This window comes from Bradyrhizobium sp. CCBAU 53421 (assembly GCF_015291625.1).
Classification (GTDB): domain Bacteria; phylum Pseudomonadota; class Alphaproteobacteria; order Rhizobiales; family Xanthobacteraceae; genus Bradyrhizobium.
The window spans coordinates 6,456,618-6,478,390 of sequence record NZ_CP030047.1; the positions used below are offsets into that span (position 1 = coordinate 6,456,618).

Consider the following 21,773-nt stretch of genomic DNA (forward strand, 5'->3'; position numbering starts at 1 on the left):
CCGCTCCAGGACAGAGTCATGAGTTCGAAGCCCGAGACCGCCCCCGAAAGTCTGCTCGACGAGTTGCAGACGACGCTTGCGCACGGCACCGTCGCGCGCCGTGTCGAGACACTGCGCCGCGTGACCGACCTCTTCATCAACGGCTCGGTCAACTATTCGGACCAGCAGATCGTGCTGTTCGACGACGTTTTCCAATGCCTGCTCGAGCACATCGAGAGCTCGGCCAAGGCGCTGCTCGCCAACCGCCTCGCCCCGATCGAGACCGCGCCGCCGCAGACTATCCGTACCCTTGCATTCGACGACCTGATCGAGGTCGCAGGCCCCGTGCTGACGCTGTCGCCGCGGCTCGACGACGACACCCTGATCGAGACCGCGCGCAGCAAGAGCCAGGCGCATCTGCTCGCGATCTCCAACCGCAAGGCGCTGAGCGGCGCCGTCACCGACGTGCTGGTGCTGCGCGGCAATGACGAGGTGATACAGAGCGCGGTCAACAATCCCGGCGCGGAATTCACCGAACGCGGCTTCACCCGCCTGGTCAGCCGCGCCGAGGGTGACGACAATCTGTCGACCTGCGTCGGACTGCGCCCGAACATCCCGCGCCATCTCTATCTCAAGCTGGTCGCCAAGGCCTCGGATGCGGTCAGGCAGCGGCTCGAGGCGGCCAATCCGCAGCAGGCCAAGGAGATACCGATCGCGGTCAAGGAAGCGACGCGACGCGCGCGCTCCGCGCCCGCCGCCGTGACGCCGGACACCACGATCGCGCATGCGCTGGTCAAGTCGCTCTACCAGGACGGCCGGCTCGACGAATTCCAGCTCGCGGCCTTCGCCGAGGCCGGCAAGTTCGACGAGACCAATGCCTCGCTTGCCGCGCTCGCCAACGTCTCGGTCAGCGTCGCCGAGAACATGATGATCGAAACCCGCGCCGAGGGCGTGATGATCCTGGCCAAGGTCTCGGGCCTGTCATGGTCGACGGTGCGATCGATCATCAATCTGCGCGACGACATCTCGGGCGGCGAGCCGACCGATTTGCAGGCCTGCAAGGACACCTATGAGCGGCTGCGGCCGTCCACCGCGCAGCAGGTGTTGCGCTTCCATCGCATGCAGCAGTCCGCGCCCGCGGCCTAATACCGTAACGCCCGCTTTCCCATCAGCGCGCCGACGCTGGCGACGATCGCGGTCGCCAACGTGTACCAGGTGGCGACGAACAGCGGCGAGTCATCGGTGCAGTGCGACGCATAGACGGTGGCCGCGAGGCCTGCGCAGAGCAGGCCCGCCACCGCGCCGGCAACCGCCGGCCGCGCCGGCGCACCCTGCCGCAAGCCGTACAGCGCGCCGACCAACAGCGGCAGGGACATCGCGGGGATCGCGGTCATGCACGCCATCGAGTTCTTGCCGATCAGGCGCGTCATCATCGGCGTACGCTGCGGCATCATCATCTCGCCGCTGATCGCGGCAACGAGGATGCCGGCGGGGATCAGCAGCCACCAGCCGAAGCCGCGCAGCGAGGCTTCCGGCCGCGACAGATGCAGGCTGACCGCGATCGCCGAGGCGGCGAGCGCCAAGGTCACCGCGAATTTCAGGTCGAAGAACGGATTATGCATCGCGGTCATCACGTCGGGCCGCACGCCGAGCTCGGCGAAGAAGATCAGCAGCGAGACCGGCGCCGCCGCCAGCAGCGCCATCATCAGCGCAAGACCGATCGGACGCGGCCGGTAGGCATTGTCGGCGGTCAGGGTTCGAATGAGTTGATCGGTGTCCATGCTCATCGGTCCCGTAATTTCGCGGTCAGGCTCGCAAGCCCACGATGCAGCGCGACCCGCACCGCGCCCTCGGTCATCGAGAACTTCGCCGCGGTATCCTTGATCGAGGCGCTATCGACCGCGATCGATTGCAGCACGTCGCGCTGCCGCGCGGGCAACGCCTGCAACTGGGCGGTGACCTCGCCGGGCGACGCCGTCGGCTCCGGCGTCTCCCCCGGCAACGTCTCGGCGAAGTCGTCGATATTGACGAAGATGCGCTTGCCGCGGCGGCGCAGGGCGTCGATCAGCTTGTTGCGCGCGATCGCGAACAGCCACGGCGCGAACGGCGCGCTCGTGTCCCAGGTCTGCCGCTTCAAATGCACCGCCAACAAGATGTCCTGCACGATATCCTCGGACTGATCGACCGGTTGTCCCGCGCGCGCCAAGCCGCGTCGCGCCGCGGCACGGAGTACCGGCGTGATGGCCTTGAGCAGGCGATGATACGCCGCGTCATCGCCTGAAATGGCCGACCGCATCAGGTCGGTCCATTCATCCTCACGTTCGCGCACGCAGGCTCCTGAATTGCAATTCGGCCGATCTTTCAGTTCGTTACGCGGCAGGCCAATGATATCACGAGTTCGTGATCGCTATCCCCAAGCAAGGCCGCGCCGAGCATCAGCCTCAAAGAATCGCTCCGGCGGGTTTCGAGACGGAAGGGCTCATAACACCGATCGGTCCGACAAGCATCGGGGCTGCCGCCGACGATGACCCGCTGGGACGAAATTGCCCAGCTTTCGCCCCCTGAAGCCCGAAGATTCCCTTTTTCTGCCCCGGTGTGGACACGCAGCGGGGTCTCTTTTCGCCTTTGGGCGGGCAAAATGGGGAGATCATCAGAATGAAGATCAAAGCCAGCGGGTGCTTGGCCTTGATGGTCGCGACAGGGCTGACAGGGTTTTTCGTGTGTCTCGCCGGACCGTTGCCGGCGCATGCGGCCGGTTCGGATCCGGCCACGGCGAAATCCGACAACGCGACGACCGACAAGTCCGCGCAGCAGAGCTCGCGGCATGGCCGGCGCCATGCGCGCCACCAGTCTTCCAGGACGGCGGACAAGTCCACCGACAAATCCGAGGGCAAGAAAGCCGCGAACGATGCCGGCAACGTGACGTCGGCGGGCATGCCCGCCACGGTCGCCAACGCCAATGCCGAGCTGACCTCCGGCGACGGCAATGCGAACACGGCGCCCGCCAGTGTCAATCCGATGATGGCCGCCTCCGACAAGCCCGGCGACGCGCAGCCCGACAGCAACGTGGTCGCATCCGATCAGCTCAACGATGTCGACCGGGCCCTGCAGCAGGAGCAGCCGGCGGAACAGCCCCAACCGGTTCAACCGCAGACCGCCCAGCAGGAGCCGCCAGTAGCGCAGCCGCCGGCTGCCGCCGCAGCGGCACCCAAGCCGGCCCCGGTGCTGGCCAGCAGCGACAGCGCGAGCCTGGACCAGACCTCGCTGATCGGGAAGATCTTCATCGGGTTCGGCGCCCTGCTCACGGTGGCGTCCGCGGCGCGCATGTTCATGGCCTAGCCGAGGCATTTGCGGCACGCGGCGCGGGATACGCCCGCACCGCGGCCCAAAGCCTCGTTTCAGCCACTTGAAGCGCATCCCGCCAGCGGGCACATTGCCCGGCAAATCAGGCACGGGGTTTGCGTCATGGCTACGTTCGAATTCATCATTGTCGAGAGCAAGGGACCGGTCGGCGTCATCACGCTGAACCGGCCCAAAATGCTGAATGCGCTGTCGTTCGGCGTGTTCGGCGAGATCGCCGCTGCAGTCGACGATCTCGAGGCCGACGACAAGATCGGCTGCATCCTGATCACCGGCAGCGAGAAGGCCTTCGCGGCCGGCGCCGACATCAAGGAGATGCAGCCGAAGGGCTTCATCGACATGTTCAACAGCGACTTCACCACGATCGGCGGCGACCGCGTCGCCAATTGCCGCAAGCCGACCATTGCGGCGGTCGCAGGCTATGCGCTCGGCGGCGGCTGCGAGCTTGCGATGATGTGCGACATCATCATCGCCGCCGACACCGCCAAGTTCGGTCAGCCGGAAATCACCCTCGGCACCATCCCGGGCATCGGCGGCACGCAGCGCCTGACCCGCGCGATCGGCAAGTCGAAGGCGATGGATCTCTGCCTCACCGGGCGGATGATGGATGCGGCGGAAGCCGAACGCTCGGGCCTCGTGTCGCGGATCGTTCCGGCCGACAAGCTGCTGGAAGAAGCGCTCGCCGCGGCCGAGAAGATCGCCTCGATGTCGCGTCCGGCCGCCGCGATGGCCAAGGAAGCCATCAACCGCGCGTTCGAGACGCCGCTCTCTGAAGGCATGAATGTCGAGCGCAACCTGTTCCACTCGACCTTCGCGCTCGAGGATCGCTCGGAGGGCATGGCGGCCTTCATCGAGAAGCGCAAGCCGGTCAACAAGAACCGTTAATCCACGCGGCTTCGTTGCAATGCCGCGGTGACGAGCGCGCGATAGGCGCGCTCGGCGACATGCGCCGGCTTGTCGAGCCCGAGCCGCGCCAGGCATTCACGATCGGCGGCGCCGGGCGGATGCCGCATCCCCTGCCAAATCAGGCCGGCGAGTTGCAGCGGCGTGCGCTGTGCCTGCTGCAGGATCTGCAGCGCCGGGATCAGCCGTTGCTCGACGTCGGTGAAGTCGCTGCCGAACGGGAATGACGGCAACAGGCCCGTCTCGCGCGCGGGCTTCAGCGCAGTGCTGATGCGCTCGGGAAAATTTTCGCGGTGAGCGGCGGGGATTTCATGGCTGCGCGGCAGCTTGCCGGCATCCTTGGCCTGCCGCATCAACTCGCCCTGGAAACCGGAATCCGACACCTGCAACATCGCGGCGATCACGTCGGCATCGGATTTCCCCCTGACGTCGGCGACGCCATATTCGGTGACGAAGATATCGCGCAGATGGCGTGGAATGGTCTCGTGGCCATACGACCAGCGGATGTTGGATTCCGTCTGCTTGCCGGATTGATGGGTGGCTTCCAGCGCCAGCACCGAGCGCGCGCCCTCGAGTGCGAACGCCTGCGCCACGAAATTGTACTGCCCGCCGACGCCGCTCACGACCTGGCCATTTTCCAGCCCATCCGAGATCGCAGCGCCGAGCAGCGTCGCCATCATCGCGTTGTTGACGAAGCGCGCATCGACGCGGGCGCGGCGCTTGCCGTGCTCATCGCCGAAGATCTCGTTGGTGAAGGACACCGGCATCATCTGGATGCGCGCCAGCTGCTCGGGCGCCATCTCGCGCAGCGCCCGGTAGAAGGATTGCGGCCCGAGGAAGAATGCGCCGTGCAGCATCACGCCATCAACGTCGCGCTTGAGGATGCCGGCATCGATCAGCCCGAGGAACGCCTCGAACAGCATCTCGCTGACACCATAGAGGCCCGTCTCGAACGGCCCGGTCTCGGCCGCCGCGAGCTGTGCGGTACCGGGCGCGAGGCGCTGCATGATGCCGTGGAATTGGGCGTTGTCGCGGTGACGCACCACGAGTCCCTGCGCCAGCGCATCGCCGACCTGCCCGATCCCGATCTGCAGCGTGCCGCCGTCGCGGACCAGACCCGCGGCGTGCAATCCGATCGCATATTTGGTGTCGCTGATCGGCTCCGACGGTGGCGCGAACAGCGGGAAATCGGTGTCGGGACTGTCGAGCACCGCGGCGAATTCGTCCGCCGGCAAATCGCCGGGCCCAGGCATGAACGGCAGCTCGGAATTGACCTGGCCGATCAGCTTGAAAGACGCCCGCCCCTGCGCGCGGGCGCGCAGCACGTCGAGCGTCGTGTCGGTGTTGCAACTCAGGCTGTAGCGCGGCACGCCGTCGACGACGCGCTTGGCGACGAGCTGGGGAACGACATTCAGTCCGCGCGACAGCAGATACGACGCCGCGTGGGTGTAATTTGCGGAGATGTAGTGCTGCTGGGCGAACGGTTGATGCAGCCATTGCCCTGCGAGGAAGAAGAACTCGATCACCTTGATGTTCGGCGGAAGCGCGCCGCGATGCAGCGCATCGGCATAGGCGAGATCCGGATAGCCACCGAACAGGCGATCGATCACTGGACCGATGAAGCGCTGTTCGAGCAGGCTCTTCGGTTTCGGCTTTTCCAGCGTCAGCGCCGAGAACAGCGTCAGACTGATGGAGCGGTCGGCGATCGCCCGCGCGTACAGCGCGTTGACGATGTGGTTGGCCTTGCCGAGGCCGAGCGGCAGCCCGACCACCAGCTCGGTTCCGACCTCGCGAATGACGTGCTCCGCGATCGCCTCGGGGTCAGAGAAGAATATAGGCATCTGCGATGAACCCGGGCAGGCAGTGGATAACCGGCATCGCTGAATCGCGGGCCGGCGGCTCGAACTTATACTTCATATGACAGTTGCGTTCGCCTGTGACGAACCGGCAACAGACAACAACCGAAATGATGTGCAGATGTCGCGTGGCGGTTTGCCTGTGGCGGCGGCGCCCCGTAAACAGGTAGATGTGTCGGCGGCATCCGGGGGAGCGGACTGCCGGGGTTTTGGTTTGCGGGATCACATGGTTGAGCGTGCCGCTGATATTGGCGACGTGGCGAGGCGCGTGCTTTTGTCGGGCATCGGCCTTGGCGCGCTGGCATGCGCGCTGCTGACTGATACCGCGGCCCGCGCCGAGAGCCTCCCCGAAGCCCTGGTCAAGGCGTATCAGACCAATCCGCAGCTCAATGCCGAACGGGCGCGCCAGCGCGCCACCGACGAGAACGTGCCGCAGGCGCTGGCCGGTTACCGCCCCCAGGTCAGCGCCGGCCTCTCGGTCGGCCTCCAGGCGGTGCGCGACCAGCTGCCCGGCAATGTCATCCAGACCGCGACGCTCAAGCCATGGCAGATCGGGGTCACGGTGACCCAGACCCTGTTCAACGGCTTCAAGACCGCCAACAGCGTCCGCGTCGCCGAATTGCAGGTACAGTCCGGCCGCGAAGCCCTGCGCAATGTCGGCCAGGGCGTGCTGCTGGACGCCGTCACCGCTTACACCAACGTGCTGGCCAACCAGACGCTGGTCGAGGCGCAGCGCTCCAACGTCGCCTTTCTGAAGGAGACCCAGGCGATCACCCAGCGCCGCCTCAATGCCGGCGACGTCACGCCGACCGACACGGCCCAGGCCGAGGCGCGTCTCAACCGCGGCCTCGCCGATCTCAACGCCGCCGAGGTCAACCTCGCGATCAGCCAGGCCACCTATGCGCAGGTGGTCGGCAACCCGCCATCGCAATTGCGGCCGGCCGAGACCACTGACCGGCTGCTGCCCCGCAGCCGTGAGGATTCGATCGCGCTGGCGCTGCGCGAGCATCCCGCCGTGACCGCGGCCGGCTTCGACGTCGACGTCGCCTCGACCTCGATCCGCGTCGCCGAGAGCAGCCTGATGCCGAACGTCAGCGTGCAGGGCAGCGTCAGCCGCAGCCGCGACAGCGACCAGACCCTTGGCACCTTCGGGACCGACCAGGCCTCGGTGATCGGCCAGGTCACGCAGCCGATCTATGACGGCGGCACCGCGGCCTCGCAGACCCGGCAGGCCAAGGAAGTGGCGGCGCAGAGCCGCCTTGTGCTCGACCAGGTCCGCAACCAGGCCAAGACCGCCGTGGTCAGCGCCTGGGTCGCCAATGAGGGCGCCAAGATCGCGGTGTCGGCCTCCGAGTCCGAGGTGAAGGCGGCCGAGGTCGCGCTCGCCGGCGTGCAGAAGGAAGCCGCCGGCGGCCAGCGCACCACGGTCGACGTGCTGAACGCCCAGCAGGATCTGATCACGGCGCGGGCCCGTCTGATCGGCGCGCAGCGCGACCGCGTGATCGCCTCCTACACGCTGCTCAGCGCGATCGGACGCCTCGACGTCAAGACGCTCAATCTCAAGACGCCCGACTATCTGCCCGAGGTGCACTACCATCAGGTGCGCGACGCCTGGCACGGCCTGCGCACGCCGTCGGGACAATAGGCCTTGGGGAACCGTTCGCATCGCGAACCGGCCCTTTCCGCCCGCCCTCTCCGCCGATAACCTCCCGCCCCGCCGGCCATCAACGATGCCGGTGCGCGGAGTGCGCGCATAACAGCCGAGCACGCAGGGAGACGTCCAATGCTGACGCGACGCAGTATGATGCTGGCTTCCATCGCAGCGGGAGTGACCATGACCAGCAGCAACGGATTTTCCAAGGCAGCGCAACCATCGACCGCGGTGAACTTCGACGTGCCTGCCGGTGCCTGCGACTGCCATACCCACATCCATGGCGATCCCGCGAAATTCCCGTTCTTCGCCGGCCGCGTCTACACGCCGGAGCCGGCCTCTCCGGAGGAGATGAGCGCGCTGCACAAGGCGTTGCATGTCGAGCGCGTGGTGATCGTGACGCCGAGCGTCTACGGCCCCGACAATTCGTCGACCTTGTTCGGCATGACGGCGCGCGGCCCCACGGCGCGCGGCGTCGCGGTGATCGACGACAAGACCAGCGAGAGCGATCTCGACGCGATGCAGAAGGCCGGCTTCCGCGGCATCCGCCTTAACCTCGCGACCGGCGGCGTCAACGATCCCAATGTCGGCCGGCAGCGCTTCTCGGCGGCGATCGAGCGGATGAAGGCGCGCGGCTGGCATGTGCAGCTGTTCACCAGCCTCGCCATGATCTCCGCGATCAAGGACCTGGTCGCGACGGCGCCGGTGCCCGTGGTGTTCGACCATTTCGGCGGCGCCGAGGCCGCGCTCGGCACCGGCCAGCCGGGATTTTCTGACCTGCTCGCGCTGGTCAAGTCCGGCAAGGCCTACGTCAAGATTTCCGGCGCCTATCGCGCCTCGAAGCTGGCGCCCGACTATGCCGACGCCGCGCCGCTGGCCCAGGCGCTGATCGCGGCCAATGCCGAGCGCATCGTCTGGGGCACCGACTGGCCGCACCCGGATTCGGTGACGCCGGCGGGCAAGCAAGTCACCGACGTCACGCCGCTGTACCAGATCGACGACGGGCGCCTGCTCAACCAGCTTCCAGTCTGGGCGCCGGACGCCGCGGTGCGCAAGACCATCCTGGTCGACAATCCGGCACGGCTCTACGGCTTCACCTGACGTCGTCCTTCGGCCGGCGCGAGAAGTAGGAGATCAGGACCGGCAGCGTGATCAGGATCACCAGCGGCGCCACCATCATGCCGGTGACGACGACGATGGCGAGCGGCTTCTGCACCTGCGAGCCGATGCCCTCCGATATCGCCGCCGGGAGCAGGCCGACGCCCGCCACGACGCAGGTCATCAACACCGGACGGAGCTGCAATTCGCCCGTGCGGATCACCGCGCGCATCCGGTCATAGCCTTCGTCGATCAGCTGGTTGAACTGCGACAGGATGATGATGCCGTCCATCACGGCGATGCCGAACAGCGCGATGAAGCCGATCGCCGCCGACACACTGAACGGAATGCCGGAGATCAGGAGCCCGAGCACGCCGCCGAAGATCGCCATCGGGATCACGCTCATCGCGAGCATGGTGTCGACCATCGAGCCGAAATTGAGGAACAGCAGCACCGCGATCAGCACGAGGCTGATCGGCACCACGATCGACAGCCGCTTGATCGCGTCCTGCAGATTGCCGAACTCGCCCACCCATTCGATACGCGAGCCGGGCGGCAACTGGACCTGCTCGTTGACCTTCTGCTGCGCTTCCAGGATCGCACTGCCGAGGTCGCGGTCACGCACCGAGAACTTGATCGGCAGATAGCGCTCCTGCTGCTCGCGATAGATGTAGGCCGCGCCGGAGATCAGCTTGATCGAGGCAACCTCGCTCAGCGGAATCTGCGTGACCCCGCCATTCGGATTCGTTGCCCCGATCCGCAGGTTCTGGATCGCCTCCGCGCTCTTGCGATATTCCGGCGCAAGACGGACGATGATCGGGAAGTGCCGGTCGCTGCCGGGTTCATAGAGATCGCCCGCGGTGTCGCCGCCGACCGCGACCTTGATGGTGGCGTTGATGTCGCCAGGCGACAGACCGTAGCGCGCCGCCCGCGCCCGGTCGACGTCGATCTGGACGGTCGGCTGGCCGAGCGAGGTGAACACCGCGAGGTCGGTGACACCCTGCACCGTCGACAACACGGATTTGATCTTGTTGGCGGTATCGGTCAGCGCCTGCAAATCGTTGCCATAGAGCTTGATCGAGTTCTCGCCCTTCACGCCGGACACTGCTTCCGAGACGTTGTCCTGCAGGTATTGCGAGAAGTTGAATTCGACGCCGGGGAACTTGTCCTGCAACTGCGCCAGCAATTGCGCGGTGAGCACGTCCTTGTCATGCGTGCCCGGCCATTCGCCGGCCGGCTTCAGCGGCGCGAAGAATTCAGCATTGAAGAATCCGGCGGCGTCGGTGCCGTCGTCGGGACGGCCGTGCTGCGACACCACCGACACCACTTCGGGACGGCTGCTGATCAGCTTCCGCATCTCGTTGACATAGGCGTTGCCTTCCTGCAGCGAGATCGTCGGCGGCAGCGTGGCGCGGATCCACAGATTGCCCTCTTCGAGCTTGGGCAGGAATTCGAGGCCGAGGAACCGCACGAAGATGATCGTCATGACCACGAGGCCGGCCGCACCGGCCATCACGATCTTGCGGTTGCCGATCGCCCAGTTCAGCGCCGGCAGGTAGATCGCATCGAGCTTCTTGACGATCCAGGTCTCGGTCTCGTGGATATGCGCCGGCAGGATGATCGCGCTCAGCGCCGGCGTGATCGTGAACGTCGCCAGCAATCCGCCCGCCAGCGCATAGGCATAGGTTCGCGCCATCGGCCCGAAGATGTTGCCCTCGACTCCGCCGAGCGTGAACAGCGGCAGGAACGCGGCGACGATGATGGTCGCGGCGAAGAAGATCGAGCGCGACACGTCGGCCGCCGCCGACAGGATCGCATGACTCTTCATCCCCATCACCGTATCCTCGGAGATGTGCGCGCGTTCGGCTTCCGACAGTGCCGTGGTCTGCGACAGCCGGCGGAAGATCGCCTCCACCATGATCACGGTAGCATCGACGATCAGGCCGAAATCGATCGCGCCGACCGACAGCAAATTGGCCGACTCGCCGCGCAGCACCAGGATGATCACGGCGAAGAACAGCGCGAACGGGATCGTCGCGCCGACGATCAGCGCGCTGCGCAGATCACCGAGGAAGATCCACTGCAACAGCACGATCAGGAGGATGCCGACCACCATGTTGTGCAGCACGGTGTGGGTGGTGAGCTCGATCAGATCCTTGCGGTCGTAGATGCGCTCGATCTTGACGCCTGGCGGCAGGATCGAGGAATTGTTGATCTGGTTGACCAGCTGCTCGACGCGGGCAATGGTCGGCGAGCTCTGCTCGCCGCGGCGCATCAGCACGATGCCCTGCACGATGTCGTCGTCGCTGTCGATGCCGGCGATGCCGAGCCGCGGCTTCTCGCCGATCGTGACGGCGCCGACGTCCCTGACCAGCACCGGATTGCCGCCAGTCTGCGAGATCATGGTGTTGGCGAGATCGTCGATCGAGCGGATCAGACCGACGCCGCGCACCACGGCCGATTGCGAGCCGATGTTCACGGTGTTGCCACCGACATTGATGTTGGCGTTGGAGACCGCTTGCAGCACCTGCGGCAGGGTCAGGCCGTTGGCGACCAGCTTGTTGAAGTCGACCTGAATCTCGTAGGTCTTGGTCTTGCCGCCCCAGCCGGTGACGTCGATCACGCCGGGCACCGCGCGGAAGCGTCGTTGCAGCACCCAGTCCTGCAACGTCTTGAGGTCGAGCACGCTGTAGTTCGGCGGTCCCTTCAGCCGGTAGCGGAAAATCTCGCCGATCGGGCTGGTCGGGGAGATGCCGGGCTGCACGTTGCCGGGCAACGGCGCGAGCTGCGACAGGCGGTTGAGCACCTGCTGCAGCGCCTCGTCATAGGTGTAGTCGAAGGAGAACTGCAGTTTGACGTCGGAAAGGCCGTACAGCGAGATGGTACGGATGGTCTTGAGGTTCTTGATGCCGGCGACCTGGGTCTCGATCGGGATCGTGATGTAGCGCTCGATCTCCTCGGCCGAGAGGCCCGGGCTCTGCGTCACGATGTCGACCATCGGCGGGGTCGGATCGGGATAGGCCTCGATGTTGAGCTGCTTGAACGCAAGCAGGCCGCCGATGAAGACGACGACGAACATGGCCACCATCAAGTAGCGGCGATTGACGGCAAGGGCGACGAGGCGATCCATTCAGATCGGCACTTTCAACGGTGAGGATTTTTCTTGAGCATGGTCGCCGCGCAAACGCGCTCGGCGTTTGTCGCGAGGGAAAGCCGATTCCCACTTTTCCGGATCATGCTGCTAGGTACCTGACGCGGCGCGGTCGATGAAGAGGCTTCCCTTCGTCACGATCTGCTCGCCCGGCTTGAGATTGCCGGCAACCTCGACGAGGTCGCCATTGATGAGGCCGGGCTTGATCTGGCGCAGCTCGATGGTCTTGTCGTCGGCCCGCGCGACCCAGACGCGAACCTGATCGCCCTCGTAGATCAGCGCCTGCTTCGGCACGCCGACCGCGGGGTGGTCGCCCTTCGAATACAGCGTCACATTGGCGAACATCTCGGGCTTCAGCCGATTGTCGGCATTGTCGATGGTGGCGCGGACCAGCAGCCGGCGCGAGGTCGCGTCGATCGCGGCGGCGACATAGTTTACCCGGGCATTCAGCACCTTGCCCGGCAGCGCCATCACGCTGAAGCTGAGGTCCTGCCCGACCGCGACATTGTCGGCGTCGGACTCGCGGACAAAGGCGATCAGCCAGACCGTCGAGAGATCGCCGATCACATAGACCGGGTCGCTGGCGCCGGTCGAGACATACTGGCCGGGACCGGCCTTGCGCTGGACCACGGTGCCGCCGATCGGCGCATACACCGTCGTCTCCGGATTGAGGCGGCCCTTCTGCTGCAGCGTCGTGATGGCGTCGTCGCCGAAGCCGAGGATGTGCAGCTTGTTCTGCGCGGCTTCCAGCAGCGTCTGCGCCGAGCGCGCATCGTTCTGCGCCTGCACCAGCGCGGCCTGCGCAGTCTGATAATCCTTCAGCGGAATCGCCTTGCCCTCGGACAGGTCCTTGGCGCGCTTTTCCTGGATCTGGGCGAGGTCGAGCGCCGACTGGGCCTTGTTGAGGCCTGTCATCGCGGCGACATAATCGTTCTGCGCCTGCACGGTGTCGGCCGCCTCGATCACGAACAGCGGCTGCCCCTTCACCACGGCATCGCCCGGCCGCACCAAGAGGCGGGTGACCCGCCCAGTATACGGCGAATAGACCGGGGTCGAGCGGTCCTCATCGATCCCGATCTTACCCTCGGTCACCAGTTCGGAGCGGAAGGTGTGCTCGGTCACGTTCTGGAAGGTCAGGCTGGCCCACTCGGCCGGCGACGGCGCGTAGCGCGTGCCCCCCTTGCGGGACTGGCTGGAGACTTCCGACGATGCCTGCTTGTCCGGGCCGAAACGCGTGTAGCCATAGGCGCCCGCGCAGGCGACCACCAGCGCCGCCGCGGCCACGAGCAGGCGCGGGCGGCTAAAGCTCTGCATTCTCTTGGTAAACTCTTTCAGCATGCGGTCCGCTGGGTCGATCGTTGCAGCTTCCGGCGGGACAGCCCCAGCGGTGCGCTAATAGTGCCGAATTGGTGTTGCAAACAACCTAAAAATCGCACTTCGGCGGTGTGCGTCGTTAAAGTTCGGATAGCCTGAATGGTGGCTGAATGTCTCATCCGGGAAACTCCGGGGGATTGCTGCCGAGCGGCATCGCCGGGCGGGACCAATGGGCCGGGGTACGCGACAGGACGGCGGCGTGCCGGACCGAACTGAGCGTACCAAAACCGGACGAAAGCCGCTCGATGAAGGGCAGCACCGCGTCCGCTTTCAGGTCCTCGGTGGCAAGTCCCCCTTCGAGGCGGCCGAGATTCCACAGCCAGCGCCCGGTTTGCGCCAGCGACACCCGGACATGCCAGCTGCCGCCCTCGCGCGCTTGGCGGGCCTTGGCCATCATGGCGCCGAACGCCATGAAGTACCCGGTGGCGTGGTCGAGCATCTGCGCCGGCAATTCCTTCGGTCCATCGGCGCCGGCCGCCTGCCCCTCCGCATGATTGAAGCCGGTCGTGGTCTGCACCAGCGAGTCGAAGCCGCGGCGCTCCGCCCACGGTCCGACATGGCCATAGGCCGAGAGTGTCACATAGACGATCCCGGGATTGATCCGGGCCACCTCCTCCGGCGAGAAACCGAGCCGCGCGATCGCCTGCGGACGATAGCCCTGCGAAAGAATATCGGCCTGCGCCACCAGATCGCGCATCACGGCCCGCCCCTGCTCGCTGCGCAGCTCGAGAAAGCTCGTCAGCTTGCCGCGGCCAGTGTCGATGGTGAGCCAGGGAATCGCCGGCAGATCGGGACCGGAGATCAGGAGCACGTCGGCGCCATGCGCGGCGAGCGTGCGGCCGGCGACGGGACCGGCGATCACGCGCGACAGATCGAGCACGCGGACGCCGGCCAGCGGCCGCTTCCCTGCAGGCCACGGCTTCGGCGCGGCCTCGCCGATCCTCTCGATCGAGATCAGCGGCAGTTTTGCCAGTTCTTTGGCATGCGGCGTCGCCGACCACTCGTCATATGAGCGCATCAGGGCGACGACGCCACCAGCCGCATAGGCCGCGGTCTCGAATGTCTCGCCGTCCCATTGCAGCAGTGCTGACTGCACCTCGTCACGCTCGGCGTTGCAGCCCAGCACCTTGCAGACGGCGTCGCGGTGATGCGGGAAATTGGTGTGGAGGCGGACGAAGCGGTTGTCGCGGACACGGTAGACACCGGCGATCTTGTCCCAGGCCGGCGGCGGCGGCTTGTCGTCGACCCGCAGATAACGCTCGCTGCGGCATTCGACGACGGCATGGCGCATGTCGACCGCGACGCCCTGCTGCTCGCCGCTGCGGGCTCGCCAGATCTCGGCCGCCGCAAGGCCTGTCGCCGCGATCGGTGCCTGCGCTGCGGCTGCGACACGAAACGACGACGGCAATTGCGGCTCGCTGCCGGTCAGTGTGACCGCATCGAGCGCGGACGGCGCGCCGCCGGCGCCGGTCCAGACATCGGCCAGGATTTCACGGATGCCCTGCATACGCATTCCCGTTTGCGATTATTTTATGCCTGAGCATGATGACAAAAAGGCGGATGCCAGATCTCGACCGTCATACCTAGCCTGGGCATGATCCACACGGAAAAATCGCTTCACATGTTTCCGGCTCATGCCTTCTGCCCGACCCGAACAGGAGTTGCAATGGCTGCCATCGATCCCCTCACCGCCGGCGGCGTTTTTCTCGCGACCGCCGCGACCGACGCGGTCTATGTCATGTTCACCTCGGCGGTCGTCGCGCGCAAACGCGTGCCGGCGGCGACCTGGAGCAGCGTCTGGTACGTGCTCTCGTCCTATGCGGTGATCAGCTACACCGAGAACTGGCTCTATGTCGCGTTCGCAGCGGCCGGCTCCTGGGTCGGCGCCTATGCGTCGATCACCTTCCTGCACCGCCCGCCGGGCGGGCCGCCGGTGGGGGCCGCGGTGGAATAGTATGCAGCTGCGGAGAGTTCATCCGCTTGCGAATGCAGGACCGAGCTGACGGCGGCGAGTTGTAAGCTTGGTGTAAGCATTCGCCCGTAAGTCGCGGTTCAGCACTCTCGCGGCGTGATCCGCCCGAGGTTTGCTTCATTTGCCGCCCTCGCTGGAACGCTGGAACAGAGGGCGCAGGGAAAGCCGGGTGCCGATCGCACCCATGGGCCCCGAGCAATGGGTAGAAAGCTCGGGGGTTAGGACCACAGGTGTAACCGGAAACAACCCGGCTTTCCCTGCGCGATGGGTTACGGCTTACTTCGTGCTCTCCCCGGCGAGACTGGGCTTGCTTGTCACCGTCTTCACAACGCGCATCGCGCAATTGGAAAAGACACCTGCCGCTAGGGCGTCAGGACCACACGACTTCACCGTCCGCTTCATGCGCACTCGTCGATTGTGCACTCGGCGTCCACCGCATCTCGACCCACGTTCGTGACGACCGCGAAGCGTCCCTCGATCGGCTGAGACGGGCGTATTGAACATCTGAGTTGGGTGCGGCGTCAAGTCAAATTCTGAAAAGCCGAACAAAATTTCGCGAAGACTTCCGCCGGACCGAAGCCCGGCAGAAGCGTCACGTCATGCGCCCCTACTTCAGCGCGGCCTGGCCGGCGAGCGAGATCACATTGTCCTGCGAGCCCGAACCGCCGCTGACGCCGATGGCGCCGATGATCTTGCCGTCGACGATCAGGAGGTTGCCGCCGCGCGAGGCGATCACGTCGTCGAGCGTCGTGAGATAGGCGAAATAGGCTCCCTTGCCGATCAGGTTTTCGAACGTCAGCGTGGGCCGGCGATAGCGCGTCGTGGTGCGCGCCTTGTGCTGGGAAACGCCGATCGAGGCATATTGGCAGTTGTCCTGCTTCTCGAAATAGACGAGCTCGCCGGCGGGATTGACGATCGCGATGCAGAACGCATTCCAGTTTCGCTTCTGGGTCTCGGCGACCGCGGCAGCCGCAACCTTCTTGGCGGTTTCGAGGTTGATCGGCTCGCCATAGGGCGGCGGCGCGAGGGCATCGGGGACGACGTCGTTGGGATTGTCGGGATTGGAGGGCACCTGGGCAAACGCGCCGGTGGCCGTGACGAACGCGACGCAGGCCGCGCCGATGAGCGCAATGAGATAACGCATGGAGTGCTCCCGAATGGTTGTCGTTGCAGGCCCCGGATCGATCGCCCGGGCGGCGGGACGATAGCAATCGATCGATGGCGCGCAAGGCTGTAGCGACCGGTGTGCGGCGCGGTATGCGCTCGGCTGCGATGAAAATCGCGTGAGGACGGCTGGGGTTCGAGGTCGCGCAATGCCGCGATGGACGCTACAGTCCGCGCGCATCAGAAAGGACATCCGAATGGATCTGGGTTTGAAGGGACGAAACGCCATCGTGCTCGGCGGCACGCGCGGCATCGGGCGGGCCATTGCGGCGACGCTGGCGGGTGAAGGCGTCGGCGTCGCGGTCTGTGCGCGCAATGCCGAGCAGGTTGCTTCCACCGTTGCCGAGCTGAAGGCTGCCGGCGTGCGCGTCACCGGCGCGGCCGTCGACATCACCGACGCGGCGGCACTGAAATCGTGGATTGCCGGTGTCGCAACCGAACTGCGCAGCATCGACATGATGTTCTCCAATGCAGGCGCGATGGCGCAAGGCGGCGATCCGGCGTCGTGGGAGCAGAATTTCCGGCTCGACGTGCTCGGCGCGGTGAACGCGTTCGAGGCGGCGCTCCCGTTCCTCGAAGCGAGCGGCGAGACAACCGGCGACGCGGCCTTCATCATCATCTCGTCGATCTCGGCGGCGCAGGCGGATCGCGCCGGCTCCTACGGCCCGATCAAGGCGGCGCTGGTGCACATGGCGAAGGGACTGGCGCGGCAATACGCGGCGAAGAAAATCCGCGTCAACGTGGTGTCGCCGGGCACGGTGTATTTCAAGGGCGGGGTCTGGAACATGGTCGAGCAGAACACGCCGAAGATCTATCAGGACGCGCTGGCCCGCAACCCGACCGGCCGCATGGCAACGCCGCAGGAGATCGCCAATGCCGCGGTGTTTCTGGCGAGCCCAGCCTCCTCGTTCACGACAGGCTCGAACCTCGTCGTCGACGGCGCGATCTCGAACCGGGTGAATTTCTAGCGGAGTGGTAGTCGTAGGGCGGATTAGCCGAAGGCGTAATCCGCCATTCCCTCGGGGATCATTGCCGTTCGCCAAAATCTCCGCTCATCGCGATGTCCTCGCCCCAATCTTCCGGAAACAATCCAGCTCGGACGTCGCGATGAAACGAAGAGTGGCGCCAATCGCATACCCGCGCGACATGGCGGTGCTTTAACGGATTAATGTAGCAATACTCGATATGGCGCGCGTAATCAGTCTCATCGCGGATCAGATGCTCCCAGAACCGACGTTGCCAGATTCCACGTTCGTTGCGAGCGATACGAACGTCGCTGCGCTTCTCATGCCTTGGAAGTGCTTTTGCGAAGCGGCTCTTGATCAGTCGCCAACGAGTGGAGAAATCGGAATCGCCAGGCGGCAGACTCCAGATTGCATGCATGTGGTCCGGCAGAACAACGAATGCGTCGATCGCAAACGAATAGTCCCGACGTGTCACCGCAATCGCTTCGCGCAATGCTGCGATGTGATCGATGAGCAGGGTTTGCCGTCGGTCTAACAGGTTGACGGTGAAGAACCAGCAGCCACCAGGAACGAGTGCACGACGATAGCTGGGCATGAGAGTTCACTTTGCGTTGGTTGGGTTGGCGGATTACGCCTTCGGCTAATCCGCCCTACGATTCCGGTCCCTCAATGAAAATCGCGTGACGGCGGCAGGATGCGGACGTTGCGGGGGTGGCGGATTTTTTGCGGCGAGTTGTCGCCGTGATCGCGGCGGTCGTCGTTGAGCGGCTCGATCAAGGCCGGGCCCGCCGGCATCGGATGCTTGCGGCTCAAGGATTCGTTGGCGAGGCCGATCAGATCGTGGGAGCGGTCGGTCATGCGCTGCGCCACCAGATGCGTCACGCCCTCGGGGCTGCTCTGGATATAGCCCTCGACCAGGATCAGGCGCGCACCCATCACCTCCTTGCGGTACTGCTCCATCACCTTCGGCCACACCACGATGTTGGCGATGCCGGTCTCGTCCTCCAGCGTCATGAACACGACGCCCTTGGCGCTGCCCGGCCGCTGCCGCACCAGCACGACGCCGGCGCAACTGACGCGGCGGCGGTCGTTGCTGCGGTTGATGGTGTGGCAAGCGACGACGCGCTCCTTGGTGAACATCTCGCGCAGGAATTCCATCGGATGGCCCTTCAGCGAGAGGCGGATTGTCTGATAGTCGGCGACCACCTGCTCGGGACGCGGCATCTCCGGCAGCGGTTTTGCGCCCTCATCCGGCTGCTCGCGCGCGGTGGCGGCCTCGAACAGCGGCAGCGGCACATCGTCGGGCAGCCGCCGCACCGCCCACAGCGCCTCGCGGCGGTCGAGCCCGAGCGAGCGGAACGCATCGGCGTCGGCGAGCAGGATCAGCGCGCGCTTGGGCAGAGCGGTGTCGCGCGCGAAGTCTTCCAGCGAGGTGAACGGCCGACGGTTGCGCGCGGCGACGATGCGGTCGGCCCAGTCCTGCTCGACCTCCCTCACCTGCGTCGTCTTATTCACGTGAACCATTGATGCAGGCATCTGGTCCAAGGCCGCCCGGGAGGTGGTTGGGCTCTCTCCCCCCTTGCGGGGGAGAGTTGGAGAGAGGGGTAAGCCACGACCACCGCCCGTGCGGCTCACCCCTCTCCCTAACCCTCCCCCGCAAGGGGGGAGGGAACCCGCCCATTCGTGCCTCCCTGACTCATGCACGTTTACGCTTCGCGCACTACGCCGCGATTGCAGGGCCTTCAACCTCTCCTCGTCCTCATCCAGCCAGTGAAAGCCATCGATCTGGCGGAAGCCGAGCCGCACCGCGCAGTATTTTCCGTCGCGCTCCTCCAGCGTGTTCTGCGCAAAGCTGAAGGAGACATCGACCTCGCGTACGGTGACGCCGTTCTTGCGGGCGTCGCCGACGATCTGCGCCGGGGCATAGAAGCCCATCGGCTGCGAGTTGAGCAGGCCGCAGCAGAACGCATCGGGATGATGGTGCTTCAGCCATGAGGAGATGTAGACGAGCTGGGCAAAACTCGCGGCATGGCTTTCCGGGAAGCCGTAACTGCCAAAGCCCTTGATCTGGTCGAAGCAGCTGCGGGCGAAATCCGGGTCGTAGCCGCGCGCCACCATGTTGCCGACCAGCTTCTCCTCATAGCTGCCGATGGTGCCGAGGTTGCGGAAGGTCGCCATCGAGCGGCGCAGGCCGTTGGCTTCTTCCGAGGTGAAATGCGCCGCCTCGATCGCGATCCGCATCGCCTGCTCCTGAAACAGCGGCACGCCGAGGGTCTTGTGCAGCACGTTGTAGAGTTCGTTCTTGTCGCCCCGGTCGGGCGCCGGCGATGGATAGCTGACCTTTTCCTGGCCGTTCCGCCGCCTCAAATAAGGATGCACCATGTCGCCCTGGATCGGACCGGGACGGACGATCGCGACCTCGATGACGAGGTCGTAGAAGGTGCGTGGCTTGAGCCGCGGCAGCATGTTCATCTGCGCCCGGCTCTCGACCTGGAACACGCCGAGCGACTCGCCGCGGCACAGCATGTCGTAGACTTCCTTGTCGTCCTGCGGGACCGAGGCGAGCTCCCAGCGCTTGCCCTTATGGTCATCGATCAGGTCGAAACATTTGCGGATGCAGGTCAGCATGCCCAGCGCCAGCACGTCGACCTTCATCATGTGAAGCGCGTCGACGTCGTCCTTGTCCCATTCGATGAAGGTGCGGTCGTCCATCGCGGCGTTGCCGATCGGCACATAGGTGTCGAGCCGGTCCTGGGTCAGTACATAGCCGCCGACATGCTGCGAGAGATGGCGCGGAAACTCGATCAGCTCGGTGGCGAGCTCGACCGCGAGGTTGATCATTGCGTTCTTCGGGTCGAGCCCGGCCTGGCGCACCTGCATGTCGTTGAGGCCCTTGCCCCAGCTGCCCCACACGGTATCGGCGAGCGCCGCGGTGACGTCTTCCGTCAGCCCGAGCGCCTTGCCGACGTCGCGGATCGCACTGCGCGGGCGATAATGGATGATGGTGGCGATGATCGCCGCGCGGTGGCGGCCGTAGCGGCGATAGACATATTGCATCACCTCCTCGCGCCGCGAATGCTCGAAATCGACGTCGATGTCGGGCGGCTCCAGCCGCTCCTTGGAGATGAAGCGCTCGAACAGGAGATCGACCTTGGTCGGATCGACCGAGGTGACGCCGAGCACGTAGCACACCGCCGAATTCGCCGCCGAGCCGCGCCCCTGGCACAGGATGTTCTGGCTGCGCGCATAGTGCACGATGTCGTGCACGGTGAGGAAGTAGTGCGCGTATTTCAGCTCGGCGATCAGCGCGAGCTCCTTGTTCAGGGTGGCGCGAAGTTTTTCGTCGATCTCGCCGCCGAAATATTTGTCGACGCCGGCCCAGGTCAGGTCTTCCAGATGCTGCTGCGCGGTCTTGCCCGGCGGCACCGGTTCATCCGGATACTGGTATTTGAGCTGGTCGAGCGAGAAGGAGATGCGTTCCGCAAAGCGCATGGTCTCGGTGATCGCGTCCGGCAGGTCGCGGAACAGCCGGATCATTTCATGCGCCGGCTTGAGATGCCGCTCGGCATTGGCCTCGAGCCTGCGGCCGACCGCCTCGATCGTGGTCTTTTCGCGGATGCAGGTCAGCACGTCCTGCAGCGGGCGGCGCGCGGGATGGTGATAGAGCACCTCGTTGGTGGCGAGCAGCGGCACGCCGGCCTCCGTGGCGAGGCCATGCAGCCGCGCCAGACGGCGCCTGTCGTCGCCGCGATGGAGCAGGCTTGCGGCGAGCCAGACGCCGTCGGCGGCGCTCGCTTTCAGTTGCGCGAGCAGACCAAGCGCTTTCTCCGCTTCGAAACGATGCGGCAGCGCCAGCACCAAAAGCTGGCCTTCGGCGAAATCGACGAGATCGGACAGGCTAAGACGGCAGTCGCCCTTCTCGATCCGCTCGCTGCCGCCGCCGCGCTTACCGCGGGTGAGCAGCTGGCACAGCCGGCCATAGGCGGCGCGGTCGCGCGGATAGACCAGGATATCGGGCGTGCCGTCGATGAAGACGATGCGGGCGCCGATCAGAAGCTTTGGCGGATGGGCGACCTTCTCGCTGTCGAGCTCCTTCCAGGCGCGCACCACGCCGGCCAGCGTGTTGTGATCGGCAAGCCCGATCACGGGGATCTTCAGTTCGCTCGCCTGATGCACATAGGCGCGCGGATCGGAGCCGCCGCGCAGGAAGGAGAAATTGGTCGTGATGCCAATCTCGGCATAGTCGGGCATCAGATTCTCGTTTTGACGCGTTTTCTTCACGCGAACCGGCTCCCACTTC

General features: G+C 65.4%; 16 protein-coding genes. 7 read left to right on the forward strand and 9 right to left on the reverse strand.

Annotation, left to right across the window (positions count from 1 at the left end; translation table 11 throughout):
* Positions 1-18: 18 nt before the first annotated feature.
* The gene (locus XH92_RS30550; protein WP_194455436.1) at positions 19-1,125 is read left to right on the forward strand and encodes a DUF2336 domain-containing protein; all 1,107 of its coding nucleotides are present in this window, start codon (positions 19-21) and stop codon (positions 1,123-1,125) included.
* Here the strand turns inward: XH92_RS30550 and XH92_RS30555 are convergent.
* Entirely contained in the window at positions 1,122-1,760 is a 639-nt protein-coding gene (locus XH92_RS30555; RefSeq protein WP_194455437.1) for an NrsF family protein, read from the reverse strand. The two genes, XH92_RS30550 and XH92_RS30555, sit on opposite strands and share 4 nt — an antisense overlap.
* Before the next feature lie 2 nt (positions 1,761-1,762).
* A complete protein-coding gene (locus XH92_RS30560; protein ID WP_194455438.1) occupies positions 1,763-2,308 on the reverse strand; it encodes a sigma-70 family RNA polymerase sigma factor in 546 nt (181 codons plus the stop codon).
* A gap of 326 nt (positions 2,309-2,634) precedes the next feature.
* Between XH92_RS30560 and XH92_RS30565 the strand changes: the two genes are divergently transcribed.
* Positions 2,635-3,318 (forward strand): hypothetical protein, encoded by a 684-nt coding sequence (locus tag XH92_RS30565; RefSeq protein ID WP_246787754.1) that lies wholly within the window; start codon positions 2,635-2,637, stop codon positions 3,316-3,318.
* Between the two features lie 126 nt (positions 3,319-3,444).
* Positions 3,445-4,224, forward strand: coding sequence for an enoyl-CoA hydratase (locus XH92_RS30570; protein ID WP_194455439.1), 780 nt, complete (start codon positions 3,445-3,447; stop codon positions 4,222-4,224).
* Here the strand turns inward: XH92_RS30570 and XH92_RS30575 are convergent.
* Positions 4,221-6,083, reverse strand: coding sequence for an acetyl-CoA hydrolase/transferase C-terminal domain-containing protein (locus XH92_RS30575; protein WP_194455440.1), 1,863 nt, complete (start codon positions 6,081-6,083; stop codon positions 4,221-4,223). The two genes, XH92_RS30570 and XH92_RS30575, sit on opposite strands and share 4 nt — an antisense overlap.
* Positions 6,084-6,324: 241 nt before the next feature.
* Here XH92_RS30575 and XH92_RS30580 point away from each other — a divergent pair, with 241 nt between their 5' ends.
* A complete protein-coding gene (locus XH92_RS30580) occupies positions 6,325-7,743 on the forward strand; it encodes a TolC family outer membrane protein (RefSeq protein ID WP_246787756.1) in 1,419 nt (472 codons plus the stop codon).
* Between the two features lie 138 nt (positions 7,744-7,881).
* On the forward strand, positions 7,882-8,850 hold the full coding sequence (locus tag XH92_RS30585; protein ID WP_194455441.1) for an amidohydrolase family protein: 969 nt from the start codon (positions 7,882-7,884) through the stop codon (positions 8,848-8,850).
* Here XH92_RS30585 and XH92_RS30590 read toward each other — a convergent pair.
* The 3 genes from XH92_RS30590 to XH92_RS30600 all read right to left on the reverse strand — a co-directional run bounded on the left by XH92_RS30590 (position 8,843) and on the right by XH92_RS30600 (position 14,879).
* Positions 8,843-11,977, reverse strand: coding sequence for an efflux RND transporter permease subunit (locus tag XH92_RS30590; protein ID WP_194455442.1), 3,135 nt, complete (start codon positions 11,975-11,977; stop codon positions 8,843-8,845). The genes XH92_RS30585 and XH92_RS30590 overlap by 8 nt on opposite strands.
* A 111-nt stretch (positions 11,978-12,088) precedes the next feature.
* Entirely contained in the window at positions 12,089-13,336 is a 1,248-nt protein-coding gene (locus tag XH92_RS30595) for an efflux RND transporter periplasmic adaptor subunit (protein ID WP_194455443.1), read from the reverse strand.
* Positions 13,337-13,487: 151 nt separating this feature from the next.
* Positions 13,488-14,879 carry a CoA transferase gene (locus XH92_RS30600; protein WP_194455444.1) on the reverse strand — a complete coding sequence of 464 codons (1,392 nt, stop codon included), beginning with the start codon at positions 14,877-14,879 and terminating at the stop codon, positions 13,488-13,490.
* Positions 14,880-15,038: 159 nt separating this feature from the next.
* Between XH92_RS30600 and XH92_RS30605 the strand changes: the two genes are divergently transcribed.
* Positions 15,039-15,326 carry a hypothetical protein gene (locus tag XH92_RS30605; protein WP_050626238.1) on the forward strand — a complete coding sequence of 96 codons (288 nt, stop codon included), beginning with the start codon at positions 15,039-15,041 and terminating at the stop codon, positions 15,324-15,326.
* Between the two features lie 625 nt (positions 15,327-15,951).
* On the opposite strand, the gene XH92_RS30610 is transcribed toward XH92_RS30605, so the two are convergent.
* Complete coding sequence (locus XH92_RS30610; protein WP_194455445.1) at positions 15,952-16,488, reverse strand: heme-binding protein; 537 nt, start codon at positions 16,486-16,488, stop codon at positions 15,952-15,954.
* Between the two features lie 217 nt (positions 16,489-16,705).
* Between XH92_RS30610 and XH92_RS30615 the strand changes: the two genes are divergently transcribed.
* Entirely contained in the window at positions 16,706-17,476 is a 771-nt protein-coding gene (locus XH92_RS30615) for an SDR family NAD(P)-dependent oxidoreductase (protein ID WP_194455446.1), read from the forward strand.
* Between the two features lie 58 nt (positions 17,477-17,534).
* Here XH92_RS30615 and XH92_RS30620 read toward each other — a convergent pair whose 3' ends face one another.
* Both XH92_RS30620 and XH92_RS30625 read right to left on the reverse strand, forming a co-directional pair.
* Entirely contained in the window at positions 17,535-18,068 is a 534-nt protein-coding gene (locus XH92_RS30620; RefSeq protein ID WP_194455447.1) for a transposase, read from the reverse strand.
* A gap of 71 nt (positions 18,069-18,139) precedes the next feature.
* Entirely contained in the window at positions 18,140-21,724 is a 3,585-nt protein-coding gene (locus XH92_RS30625) for an error-prone DNA polymerase (protein ID WP_194461504.1), read from the reverse strand.
* Positions 21,725-21,773 lie beyond the last annotated feature (49 nt).